Annotated in this window: 11 protein-coding genes; 10 read left to right on the top strand and 1 reads right to left on the bottom strand. The window is 60.0% G+C overall.

The features are described from left to right. The first annotated feature begins 18 nt into the window (after positions 1-18). The 4 genes from GCM43_RS04090 to GCM43_RS04075 all read left to right on the top strand — a co-directional run bounded on the left by GCM43_RS04090 (position 19) and on the right by GCM43_RS04075 (position 5,201). Complete coding sequence (locus tag GCM43_RS04090; RefSeq protein ID WP_152242239.1) at positions 19-1,041, top strand: Gfo/Idh/MocA family oxidoreductase; 1,023 nt, start codon at positions 19-21, stop codon at positions 1,039-1,041. 315 nt (positions 1,042-1,356) lie between these two features. Continuing rightward, entirely contained in the window at positions 1,357-2,055 is a 699-nt protein-coding gene (locus GCM43_RS04085) for a gluconate 2-dehydrogenase subunit 3 family protein (RefSeq protein WP_152242238.1), read from the top strand. A gap of 7 nt (positions 2,056-2,062) precedes the next feature. Next, on the top strand, positions 2,063-3,841 hold the full coding sequence (locus GCM43_RS04080; protein WP_152242237.1) for a GMC family oxidoreductase: 1,779 nt from the start codon (positions 2,063-2,065) through the stop codon (positions 3,839-3,841). Positions 3,842-3,851: 10 nt separating this feature from the next. Then, entirely contained in the window at positions 3,852-5,201 is a 1,350-nt protein-coding gene (locus GCM43_RS04075; RefSeq protein WP_152242236.1) for a cytochrome c, read from the top strand. A 77-nt stretch (positions 5,202-5,278) separates the two neighbouring features. Here GCM43_RS04075 and GCM43_RS26060 read toward each other — a convergent pair whose 3' ends face one another. Beyond that, positions 5,279-5,446: a DUF3563 family protein gene (locus tag GCM43_RS26060; protein ID WP_226929329.1), complete on the bottom strand. Its 168-nt coding sequence runs from the start codon at positions 5,444-5,446 to the stop codon at positions 5,279-5,281. Between the two features lie 308 nt (positions 5,447-5,754). Between GCM43_RS26060 and GCM43_RS04065 the strand changes: the two genes are divergently transcribed. The 6 genes from GCM43_RS04065 to GCM43_RS04040 all read left to right on the top strand — a co-directional run bounded on the left by GCM43_RS04065 (position 5,755) and on the right by GCM43_RS04040 (position 12,511). Continuing rightward, positions 5,755-7,005, top strand: a complete 1,251-nt coding sequence (locus GCM43_RS04065) for a hypothetical protein (protein ID WP_152242234.1) — start codon at positions 5,755-5,757, stop codon at positions 7,003-7,005. Between the two features lie 751 nt (positions 7,006-7,756). Further along, complete coding sequence (locus GCM43_RS04060) at positions 7,757-9,385, top strand: tyrosinase family protein (protein ID WP_226929310.1); 1,629 nt, start codon at positions 7,757-7,759, stop codon at positions 9,383-9,385. A 12-nt stretch (positions 9,386-9,397) separates the two neighbouring features. Then, positions 9,398-10,165, top strand: coding sequence for a DUF2182 domain-containing protein (locus GCM43_RS04055; protein ID WP_152242233.1), 768 nt, complete (start codon positions 9,398-9,400; stop codon positions 10,163-10,165). A 29-nt stretch (positions 10,166-10,194) separates the two neighbouring features. Continuing rightward, positions 10,195-10,710, top strand: coding sequence for a DUF7868 domain-containing protein (locus GCM43_RS04050; protein WP_152242232.1), 516 nt, complete (start codon positions 10,195-10,197; stop codon positions 10,708-10,710). A gap of 173 nt (positions 10,711-10,883) precedes the next feature. Further along, positions 10,884-11,279 carry a VOC family protein gene (locus tag GCM43_RS04045; protein WP_152242231.1) on the top strand — a complete coding sequence of 132 codons (396 nt, stop codon included), beginning with the start codon at positions 10,884-10,886 and terminating at the stop codon, positions 11,277-11,279. 251 nt (positions 11,280-11,530) lie between these two features. Continuing rightward, positions 11,531-12,511 (top strand): eCIS core domain-containing protein, encoded by a 981-nt coding sequence (locus GCM43_RS04040; RefSeq protein ID WP_152242230.1) that lies wholly within the window; start codon positions 11,531-11,533, stop codon positions 12,509-12,511. Positions 12,512-12,659 lie beyond the last annotated feature (148 nt).

The following is a 12,659-nucleotide window of genomic DNA, read 5'->3' as shown; positions in this document are numbered from 1 at the left end:
AAAAAGATTGGAGACCTGATGTCATCGCCTGTTTTGAATATCGGCATAGTCGGCCTGGGCCGGCTCGGCCAGCGCCATGCGCGCAACCTGGCCCAGCGCGTGCCGAACGCCCGCGTAGTAGCCGCCTGCAGCCCCCTGCAAACCGAACTGGACTGGGCTGCCGCCACGCTGGGTATCACCAGCACCTATGCCGACTACGACGCCATGCTGGCCCACCCCGGCCTGGACGCCGTCTTTCTCGTCACGCCGACTTCGCTGCATGCGCAGCAGATCATCGCCGCCCTGCGCGCCGGCAAGCATGTATTTTGCGAAAAGCCGCTATCGCTCGACCTGGCCGACTGCCTGGCAGTGGAAGCGGAGGCGGCGCGCCATCCGCAGCTGACGGCCATGATCGGCTTTGTGCGCCGCTTCGACGCCAGCTACCATGACGCGCAGCAAAAAATCGCGCGCGGCATGATCGGCAAGCCCTATCTGGTACGCTCGCAAACGTGCGACCAGAACGACCCGAGCGGCGCCTTTATGCGCTTTGCCCCGACCAGCGGCGGCATTTTCCTCGACTGCAGCGTGCACGATATCGACCTGGCACGCTGGCTCCTGGGCAATCCGGTACCCAAGCGCGTGTATGCGAGCGGCACCAACGCCATCCACAAGGGCCTGCAGGCATTTGGCGATGTCGACAATGGCCTGGCCACGGTCGAGTTTTCCGACGGCAGCATGGCCACCTTCCTCGCCTCGCGCACGCTGGCGCATGGCCATGAAACGCTGACCGAAGTATTTGGCACCGAGGGACGGCTGGCGGTGGGCAACAACCCGCGCCTGAACCGCGTGGAAATTTCCGACGTGCACGGCGTACGCAACGAATGCACGCCCGACTTCTACGCCCGCTTTGCCGACGCCTTCCTGGTCGAAGCCCAAGAATTCGTCGACGCAGCCTTGGGCCAGGGCCAGCTGACCCTGCGCCTGAACGACGCCACCGAAGCCACCCGCCTGGGCCTGGCCATGACGCAGGCCATGCGCGAAGCGCGGATTGTAGAGTTCTGACCTGGCGCATAGCGCAATCACGTAGGTCGGATTAGGCGCGAAGCGCCGTAATCCGACAACATTGTTGGCTTCACCGGTGTCGTCGGATTACGGCCCGAAGGGCCTAATCCGACCTACGCTCATCTGTCCTTCCCCCTACCTTCTGAGCAGCGCCAGCAATCAGCCAAACGTGTTCAAATCGCAATACGTTCCGCACTCCGCGATATGTCATTGTGCTCTACGTACGACTACTTAATTCACAACTGTAAATTACATTTCTGAAATTTAATGTAGTATTTCTACATATTGCACTCTCTTAACAGCCAAAGGAGCATCATGAAAGTCATCGGCATATCGCCGCAGCGACGCAATTTCCTGCGCAAGGCAGTCGTTGCCGTGCCCGCTGCAGCCGTAATCGGCGCGGTCGGTACGGCAGGCACTGTACTGGCAGGCGGCGATCCTGCAGCCAAGCCCTACCAGCCCAAATACTTCACCGCGGCCGAATGGACCACCTTGTGCGCGCTGGTTGATCGCCTGATCCCGGCCGACGCGGAAGGCCCGGGGGCGCTGCAGGCCGGCGTGCACGAATTCATCGACTTGCAGATGAACACGCCCTACGCCTACGGCAAGCTCTGGTATATGCAGGCGCCGTTTGTCGACGCACCGGATGAGTTTGGCTATCAGTTCCATATGGCGCCGCGCGAACTGTATCGCAGCGCCCTGCCCGGCTTCGCGCAGGCAGTCGAAAAGAAAACCGGCAAGGCGTTTGCCGACCTGCCAGCTGCCGAGCGCGACGCGCTGATCGCGCAACTGGAAAAAGGCACGCTGCCGATCGGCGACGTGCCGCCCGCGCTGTTTTTCAAGCAACTGCTGCAGAACACGCGCGAAGGCTATTTTTGCGACCCCGCGCACGGCGGCAACAAGGACATGGCCGCCTGGCGCATGATCAATTTCCCGGGCGCGCGCGCAGACTATATGGACTGGGTGGAACAGTACGGCGTGAAGTACCCGCTACCACCGGCTTCGATTGCTTGAGGATCACATGACAGACATCAAATTGAAACCAGTCGACGTCGTCATCGTCGGCTTTGGCTGGACCGGTGCCATTATGGCCAAGGAGCTGACGGAAGCGGGCCTGAACGTGCTGGCGCTCGAGCGCGGCCCGTACCGCGATACCTACCCGGACGGCGCCTACCCGAAAACGCTCGACGAGCTGACCTATATCCAGCGCAGCAAGATTTTCCAGGACATGTCGAAAAGCTCGTTTACGTTTCGCCACGACGTGAAAGGCAACGCCGTGCCCTACCGCCAGATCGGCGCGTTCAAACCCGGCACCGGCGTCGGCGGTGCGGGCCTGCACTGGTCGGGCCAGCACTGGCGCGTGCTGCCGGAAGAGCTGCAGCTGCGCACTCACTACGAAAAGCGCTATGGCAAAAAATTCATCCCGGAGGGCATGACTATCCAGGATTTCGGCGTGACCTATGAAGAGCTCGAACCGCATTTCGATTTCGTGGAAAAAGTCTTCGGCACCTCGGGCCAGGCCTACAAGGTCAAGGGCGTGATCGTGGGCGACGGCAATATCTTTGAAGCCGACCGCTCCGACAATTTTGCTCTGCCGCCACAGAAGGTGCCGTACACGGCCCACCTGTTCCACCTTGCAGCAAAGGAAGTGGGACTGCACCCGTTCGTTGCCGCCTCCTCCAACGCCTCGCAGCCCTACACCAATCCGTACAACTGCCAGATGGGGCCGTGCAATTTCTGCGGCTTTTGCTCGGGCTTTGCCTGCTATAACTATTCCAAGGCGTCGCCACAGGTCAATATCATGCCGGCGCTGCGCCTGGCGTCGAACTTCGAGCTGCGCGCCAACTGCAATGTGCTGCGCATCAACCTCGATGGCAGCAAGCAAAAAGCTACTGGCGTCACTTATGTCAACAGCGACGGCAAGACGGTCGAGCAGCCGGCCGACCTCGTCATTGCCAGCACCTTTGCCTACAACAACGCGCATCTGCTGCTGGTATCGGGCATCGGCAAACCGTATGACCCGGTCAGCAACGAAGGCGTGGTCGGGCGCAATATCGCCTACCAGACCATGTCGACCATCCAGATGTTTTACGAACCGGGCAAGAACACCAACGGCTTTATCGGCTCTGGCGGCAACGGCGTGGCCGTGGACGACTACAACGGCGACAATTTCGACCATGGTCCGTTGGGCTTTGTCGGCGGCTCGCCTGCCTGGTGCAATCCGGCCGGCGTCAAGCCGATTGCCGGCATTCCGGTACCGGACGGCACGCCATCGTGGGGCGCCGGCTGGAAAAAGGCGGTCAAGGACAATTACACCAGCACCGTGTCGTTCGATGTGCACGGCGCCAATATGGTCTACCGCGACTGCTATGTCGACCTCGACCCGACCTATACCGACACCTTCGGCCAGCCCCTGCTGCGCTTTACCTTCGACTGGAAGGAAAACGACATCAAAATGAGCCGCTATGTGACCGGCAAGATGACGGAAGTGGCCAAGGCCATGAAGCCCAAGTCGATCCATGTGTCGGTAAAGAACTTTGGCGACCATCTGGACCTGCGCAACTACCAGACCACGCACTGGGCCGGCGGCACAGCCATGGGAACCGACCGGCGCACCAGCGTCGTCAACCGCTACCTGCAAAGCTGGGATGTCTCGAACGTCTTCGTGGTCGGTTCCAGCGTCTTCCCGGTTGGCATCGGCTACAACCCGACAGGGCTGGCCACCGCACTGACCTACTGGTCCGCCAAAGCCATCCGTGAACAATATCTGCACGACCCGCGGCCACTGGTCGCTGCCTGAGGACTGTCCTATGAAAAAAACCAAGACCTTCGTGGCCGGCCTGGGCTTGCTGCTGGCCGCCGCCAGCCACGCCGCCCCCGACCCGCAGCAGATCAAGCAAGGCGAATACCTGGCGCGCGCCGGCGACTGCATTGCCTGCCACACTGCGCCCAAGGGCAAGCCATATGCCGGCGGCCTGTCGATGGCTACGCCGATCGGCAAGGTGTATTCGACCAACATCACGCCCGACAAGGAGCACGGCATCGGCAACTGGAGTTTCGAGGACTTCGACAAGCTGATGCGTACCGGCGTGACCAAACACGGTTACACCGTCTACCCGGCCATGCCGTACCCGTCGTACTCGCGCCTCAGCGATGCCGACATGCGGGCGCTGTATGCCTACCTGATGCATGGCGTACCGGCGCAAGCGACGTCCAACCGCGACGCCGATATCCCCTGGCCGCTGTCGATGCGCTTCCCGTTGACGATCTGGCGCTGGGTGTTCGCTCCCAAACCGGCGCCCTACACGCCAGCGGCCGGCGACCAGCAACTGCTGCGCGGCGCCTATCTGGTCCAGGGCCTGGGCCACTGCGGCGCCTGCCACACGGCGCGCGGCATCGGCATGCAGGAAAAAGCCTTGACCGAACTGGACGGCACAGCCTACCTGGCCGGCGGCGCGGCCATCGACGGCTGGGTTGCGCCGTCGCTGCGCAATGAACATGGCGGCGGCCTGGCACGCTGGAGCGAAGCCGATATTGCCGAGTTCCTCAAAACCGGCCGCAACAGCCATAGCGCCTCGTTTGGCGCCATGAACGACGTGGTGGCGCATTCGATGCAATACATGAGCAGCAGCGACCTGGCCAGTATCGCCAGATACCTCAAGTCGCTGCCGCCGGCCAACGCCAGCGCAAAGCCGTTTGTTGGCGACGACAAGGTGGCCAAGGCCCTGTATGCAGGCAAGGTCGACAGCAACGCCGCATTGCTCTACCTGAACAACTGCGCCGGCTGCCACCGTTCGGACGGCAAGGGCTACAGCAAGGCCTTCCCTGCGCTGGCCGGCAATGCGGTATTGCAGACCAGCGACCCGACATCGGCCATCAATATCGTGCTCTCGGGCAGCGCCGTGCCCGCCACGCATACGGCGCCGTCGTCCCTGGTGATGGGCGGCTACGCCAAGACGCTAAGCGACCAGCAGATTGCCGACGTGGTCAGCTTTATCCAGACCAGCTGGGGCAACCATGGCAGCCCGGCCACCGCCGCGCAAGTGGCCAAGCTGCGCAAGACGTTTGTCCCGGTAGCAGGCACGACGGAAGCGTCGTTTGCGCCAGGACGCAGCGGCACTCTGCCGCCGGCGCCAAGGGCCAACGTGGTAAAGCCTTGATAACGGCACTGTAAACAAAAGCCCCCCGCGCCATTTACAGGCGCGGGGGGCTTTTTTTATGTCTGATGCTGAAAAGCTTAGCGGTTGTTGCCATTGCTCCAGTAGCTGCCGCCGCGCAGGCGGTCCTGCTTGCGCATGCGGAACTCCAAGTCATAGCGATCGGTTGCTTCGGCCAGATCCGCATCTTCTTCTTCGCGCTGACGCTCTTCGACACCCTGGGCAAAGAAATTGTGCACGTGCACAATCGCTGCATCGACGGTGGCGCTGGCTTTGGCCAGTACGCTACGCAGGCTGTTGACGGTATTGAAGGCTGGCGATGACAAAAGTGTATGGGACATGATGAGCTCCTGTTAGATAGTGCGCAACAATTGTGTTGCAGTGCAATATCATCATAGCCGTTTCAAGATATAAAGATACTTTCAATTTCAAATACCAGTTATCCGTATCATTGATATTAAAGGCGTCAGCCTCAAAAGAGCCGTGTGTCGCTCATATGATTTACAACAGCGCCAGCCTTGCTATACTGTTTTTTTGCTTCCTAGATGACAAGACCATGAAACTGCCAGCTGCCGCATCCGATTCGCTCGACCTGATTGCCGAACGCTATGTGCGGCTGGTATTGGCCACCGGTCAGCACGATACCTACTATGTCGACGCCTATTACGGTCCAGTCGAGTGGCAGCAGCAGGCGGCCAGCGAACAGCTGTCAATGGCGTCGATTGCCGAAGGCGTCAGGCAGGCGCTGCAACTGCTAAATGAAATAGAAGCGGAAGCAGAAGCGGCCCCGCTGGAGCAAGCCAGCGCGCTGCGCGCCGCCAGTTTGCGCAAGCAACTGCAATCGATGCAGACGCGCCTGGCCATGCTGGGCGGCCTGCGCCTGTCGTTCGAGGAAGAAAGCGCGCAGCTGTATGACGCCGTCTCGCCGCGCCATGAGCGCGACTGGTATGCGTCACTGGTGGCGCAGATCGACACCCTGCTGCCAGGCAGCGATTCGGTCAGCGCGCGCGTGCAGGCGTTTCGCAGCCAGTTCGTGATCGCACCCGAACGGCTGCACGATGTGATGACCGCCGCCATGGATGCCGGACGCAAGCGCACGCTTGAGCATTTTGCGCTGCCGGCAGAAGAAGCGTGCCTGCTGGAATTTGTGACCGGCAAATCCTGGAGCGGCTACAACTGGTACAAGGGCAACTACCAGAGCGTGATCCAGATCAATACCGACCTGCCCATCTATATCGACCGCGCGGTCGACCTGGGCTGCCATGAAGCCTATCCCGGTCACCATGTCTATAACGTGCTGCTTGAACGCGAACTGGTGCGCGGACGCGGCTGGCTCGAATACAGCGTCTATCCGCTGTTTTCACCGCAGTCGCTGATCGCCGAAGGCACGGCCAACTACGGCATCGAACTGTGCTTCTCAGCCGAAGAGCGGCTTCAATTCGAGCAGCAGGTACTGTTCCCGCTGGCCGGGCTGGACCCGGCGCTGGCACCGCAATACGCGCACCTGAACCGCCTGCTGGCCATGCTGGCCTATGCCGACAACGATATTGCGCGCCAGTACCTCGATGGCAGCCTGGACCGCGCAGGCGCACTGGAATGGCTGGCCGAAGCGCGCCTGTACCCGATCGAGAAAGCCGCGCAGCGCCTGCAGTTCTACGACGAAATGGGCGCTTACGTGATCAACTACAACCTGGGCCAGGACATGGTCAAGGCCTATATCGAGCGCCAGGGCGCAACCCGCCAGGCACAGTGGGCGGCGTTTCGCGAGCTGATGAGTTTTCCGCGCGTGCCCAGCGCGCTGCGCTAGTGTGTTCAATCCCTTACGCGCAGCAGCCGACTCCCCCAGCATCGTCATGGCAACAAAATCGGCTGCGCGCACAGGTTCTGCGACAGCCGATGGCATCGAGAAACGCCTGCACTCGCCCGCTTGTCAGCCGCCGTCTGCGCCGCTGCGATCCGCCATTCACGAACGCAGGCGTACCGATGCTGCCGCCCGTGGTTGCCACGCTGGCGCTGATTGCGTTCGCCATTGCACTGGCAGCACTGCGCTTCGCCTTCCCTGCCGGTCACCACACCGGGCAAAAAGGCTGAAGGACTTGCAGTTTGTTTTCAACACAGGGCAACAGGCAAGCATGCGGATAGCCTCGGGCACTGCTTATCCTTTCAAACCAGGAGAAACACCTGACGTTTGCGCGCAGATTGCGTTCCATACAACAGCGTCAAGCGGGATTACTCTTCACCAGTCAATGACGGGTGAGGTGCGAAACCAAAGGACAGAAGACTTCCATTCACTTCCATTGAAATGCCGGGCATTTGAGTGGGCTTGATAAGGCAAAGCTGATGAACTGGAAAAATTGCAATCGTTACAATTGAATAGTATCAATGCTATCGTTATTTCGTAAGATTAGTCCTACACAAGGCAGCAAGTCATGGCTATTCGGAAATGATCCCGCAATAAACGCGGTCAGAAACAGAGCAGTAATGGATCTGTTTTCCTCCTGGCACAGTTTTGTGATGATACATCCCGACGAAATACTTCGACTGAAAGCGATACGACGATGACTGACTTGACACGCGCCAATGCCTGGAGCGAAGGCGGCACCTTCGATAATGCCGACCTTCTGTGGTACGCCAGGGGTGTTGCAAAGATGATGACGCGGGAGCTCAATGACCCGGCCAGCTGGTGGTTTTTCGCGGCCATCCATGGTGAATACGTCAACCCCGCAACTGCCTGGTATCCATCGCCGCCAGCCTATCCTGCGTGGGGGTTTGTCAGCGGCGAACCTGCTGTGCCCACCTCGCCTTTGCCAAGCCAGCTAACCCAGGACAAGTTCTGGAACCAGTGCCAGCACGGTACCTGGTATTTCTTGCCGTGGCATCGCGGTTACCTTTTTGCACTGGAAGCCCAGCTGCGCGTGGATATCGTCAGCCTCGGCGGACCGGAAAGTTGGGCGCTGCCGTACTGGAACTATTTCGGCGGGGTGCAAGGCGCCCAGGCGGCGATGCCGCCGGCATTCAGCGAGAAAACCCTCCCCGATGGAACGCCTAATGCACTGTATGTAACGATGCGTTTTGGCCCTGACGACAATGGCACGATCTATATTCCCACGCCCGACTGGGTTGCGCACCATCCAGACACGCCCAAACACCAGTACAGCGACGTGACCGATATCTGCCTGCAAGAAGATTTGTATACCGGATCGAATGCCGCCACGCCACTGCCTGGCTTCGGTGGACCGGATACCGGCTTTTCGCATCCCGGCGATACACCGCACGGCAATCTGGAAAGCAATCCGCATGACCTGGTACATGTCTACGTTGGCGGAAATGTCAGCAGTCCGGATTATGGCGTGATGGCCGATCCCGGTACGGCGGCGCTTGATCCGATCTTCTATCTGCACCACTGCAATATTGATCGCATGTGGGCAGGCTGGAACGATGCCGGCAACGTCAATCCAGACAATCCTGAATGGCTCAGCGGACCAGCGCAGCAATTCGTGATGCCCATGCCTGGCAGCGAGCCTTGGGTCTACACGCCAGAAGAAGTGCAAAGCATTTCCAGCCTGAACTACGTGTATCAGGAGGCCACAGTGCCGCAGAAAGCCGCCGGCAATCCGCTGGTCAAGCGTCTGCAGACCCTCAATGCGTTCAGCGTCACCGATGGCCTGGCACAGGTGCACAACATCATGCCGCAACCCAGGGCAGCCGAGCTGTTGGGAGCCAACTTTGGCCCGCTTGAAATCTCGAAAGCCGGATCCGCTTCGGTTGACGTGACGCTCCATCCGGTCGTGCAAAAGAGTATGCTGAAAAGCCTGCAATTTGCCTCGGTCAATGCACTGCCGGACCAGTTATATCTGAAACTGGAAAACGTGCGTGGAACCCAGGATGCCACGGTGCTGCGCGTCTATGTCGACCTGCCGCCACAAGCAGACCAGGATACCCGGCGCTCGCAGTTCGTTGGCAGCGTCGGCCTGTTTGGGCTGCGTCGTGCAAGCGTCAAGGATGGTGCGCATGTCGGCGCTGGCCTGACCTTCATTCTCGACATATCGCGCTTTGTCGATACCTTGTTTATTGAGAACAGGTTGTCTGCCGAGACGATCAGGGTCAATGTCGAAACGGCAAGCGGGGCGGCGCAACCAAGCCCGATCGAGGTGGGACGCGTGAGCATTTATCGGCAGCCGATTTAAGCCGCCGCGCTGATGTTCTACAATAAAAACGTAGCCAACAGGATACAGCGGTATCTTTTCGCTGTGAGCGGCGTGGCGTTGCTTGTCATCTTCGCGCCTTCTCTCTGGGCTGGGCCCGAGCCGGTAGCCATCATGTGTGGCTCAGGCTGGATTGCTGGCTCAAAGGCAGACTGGATACTGTCGGCAGGCACGGGCTGGCTGTTGATGGTCGTTGCCATGATGACCCCATTGAATCTCCAGCCCATCCTGCATATTCGTATCAGCTCGTTCAGTGACAGGCAATGGCGTAGCACCCTGATCTTCCTGGCGGGATACCTGGCGATTTGGTTGCTTGGCGGCTACGCCATCAAGGTGCTTGAATTGATGGTGAGCAGAAGCGTCAGGGAGGTATCGGTCCAGGCCGGCGCTTTTGCCTTGATCGCGTGTGTCTGGCAGGCTTCGCCCTTCAAGCAGAAATGCCTGAATGCATGCCATTCGCACCGCCCGCTGGCCGCCTTTGGGCGCGCTGCGGACATCGATGCGCTGCGCTTTGGTCTGGAACACGGCATGTGGTGTCTCGGATCATGCTGGGCGCTGATGCTGTTTGCCGATTCGCTGGTGCAGTGGCATCTTGCTGGCATGATTGCGGTGTCTCTGCTCATGTATTGCGAACGCATGGACGCGCCCGCCTATCCTGCGTGGAAACTGCGGGGATTTCAAGCCGCGTGCCAGCGCCTTCGCCACGGTTTTCAGGTATATCGCCACAGGTCCAGTTCGTCACCTGCCAGGCGCTCCCACTGACCACAAAGCTGCCTCGTGCATCGACCGATATGAACCTGAAAAGCGACACGCCAGAGCCAACATCAACGATGACGCTGGTCGCATACTGCAACGACACAACAACCGTTGGCGCCAGCGGAGTCGAACTGCGCTTGCACATTGCCGATGCAGAGATGGCCAGGCGCATGTTGAGCAGCGCTGTCGCCGGGACGGTACGTCTCTATATTGCGCTTGAGGGCATACGGGGAACTTTCGATGCAGCAGTGCTGCGCGTGTTGCTGCTCTCCTCGGCTTATGCACACGGAAAGGCTGGCAACGAGGAGTTCCTGGGGAGCGTTGCCCTGTTTGGGCTAAGAATGGCCAGCCTGGCTGGTGCTGGCGGGCAACGCGCCGGGATGACGAGCTACCTCGATATCGCCACCAAAGCGGAACGGTTCGAGCAAGAAGCGTTACTGGACAATGCCCATTTCCAGATAGCGATACGTCCGCATAACAAGCTGCCGGAAGGCATCGAGATTTCAATTGGACGGGTGCGTATCTATGCCGAGCCTGTCCCTCATAGATAGGGAACAGCTAAGGTAGTGGCTCAGCATGGTTACACTGGCAAAGCAGTCGCTTTGCCAGTTTTGCATGAGCCATCAATTGTAGTGGTATGTATCAGCCTGCCGGGCGCCTGATGACTGATTCAGGGGCTCAATTTATCCTGAACGCCCCCCCCACACCATCACCAGGAGACGCCATGAAACAGAACATCATCTTCAACCTGCCCGTCCAGGACGTGGAAAAATCCAGGGCTTTCTTTGCCGCCCTGGGTTTTCGACCCAATCCCCGGTTCAGCAACGAACAGGCTGCCTTCATGGATATCGTCGACGGCATGCACGTGATGCTGTCGAGCGAGACCTTTTTCCAGTCGCTGATCAACAAACCGGTGGTCAATGCCAGGCAAGCAAACGAAGTCGTGATCTGCCTGAGCTGCGACAGCCGCGAGGAAGTCGACAGCCTGATCGCCAGGGCTGCTGCCGGCGGCGCGCGCATTGCGCATCCGCCGGAAGACCACGGTTTCATGTACGACCAGGGCTTTGAAGACTTGGACGGCCACTTGTGGAATCTGGTGTGGGTCGAGGCCAGGGACTGACAGCGCTTCAGCACGGCTGCGCTGGCAGCCCCAAGCGCAACGGCTGCCTCGACATTGCGCCGGCCAGGTCGGCTTGTGTTTGACGATGCCTTGCCAAGCACATAATAACAAGGCACGCAGAACAACCATGCGTCGCCTTAAGCTGTGTCAGTGGCAGGGCCGAAAGCCTGACGCTTGCGCCAACGTCGTCTAGTTTGAAATGGTACCGGCCTCACCGCCGTGATCAATTCATCCTGTTCCGCGAGGCGATAATGAAACGTCTGAACCGTTTTTTGTTGGGCTTGCATCTGGTCGCCGGACTGCTGTTCGGCACCATCTCGCCGGTTGCGCTGGCGTGTCCCGAATGCCAGTACGAAGTCTGTATCTTTGGCGCCTGCGCCTGCGTGCCAAAAAGCGGATGCATAGTCGGCCCTAACCTTCCCGATCCCGGCGTGCTGACCGAGCGGGTCAAGAAAGACCCCATCGGCGCCGCCATCAACCCGCTGGGCACCTACAATCCTACCGGCATACCACAGCTTGGCGATGTGGTTGAATTTTCGATCAAGCATCCTGATCAGCTTTTTGAAATGGCCAGCGACCCGGGAAAAATTGCCTATGCCCCCGTTATCGCTGCAATCATTGCCGGGCGTAACGCCGTTATTGCCAACAATGGCCGCCCGATCCCCGAGCACATCAAGCCGTTCCTGCTGCGCTGGCACACGCCGGAGCTGATCGATTCCGTACGCTGGACCAGCAACTGGGGGCCATTGAATCAGACGCTGCAGGCAGCACAGATGCGGTTCAATCACAATACGCGGGCCATTGCCCTGCTCAACGCCGTGGTGTTTCGCGACGCTGCCGCAGCCAATGATCCGGCCTTGTGGGCGCATGAAATGGTCCATATCCAGCAGTATCGAGACTGGGGCGTCGCCGATTTTGCGCGGACCTGGGTCAACGACTCCTCTGACGGTGGCCCCGTCGAGTCGCCGGCCTACCGGCGTGGCGAAGAAGCCAACGCGGCGTTGAATGACGCCGGTAATGGCAACCATGCGAATAGCATGATCACGCAAGCGAGCGCCAGTCAGAAATTCCCGCCAGGTTTCATGCTGGGGCAATGCGGCTGCTGGGGCGCAGTCAATGCCAGCGCCATGGCACCCGCCCCCATGTGCGCCTCCGGCATGGAAGGCCCCGTCGCCTGCGGCCCGATGGGCCCATGCAACGGCGGCGCCCCGTGGGCCCGCGCCTGCAAATAAGGTAACAAGTATCAGCACCCCGGCGCAAGCGGCCCGCCCCGAACTGGCCAGGCTGCTCGCCTGGTCGGCGACGTCATCCAGCGCACCGCCGGCATCCTGGCGCCGAAGAAATACTGGCGCTGGCCGGCGCGCGCGCAGCCGCGCCGTT

Origin of the sequence: Janthinobacterium aquaticum (genome assembly GCF_009208565.1) — a bacterium.
In the GTDB taxonomy this organism is placed as follows: domain Bacteria; phylum Pseudomonadota; class Gammaproteobacteria; order Burkholderiales; family Burkholderiaceae_D; genus Janthinobacterium.
The sequence above is the reverse complement of the archived record's forward strand: the minus strand, read 5'-3'. Positions and strand labels throughout refer to the sequence as shown.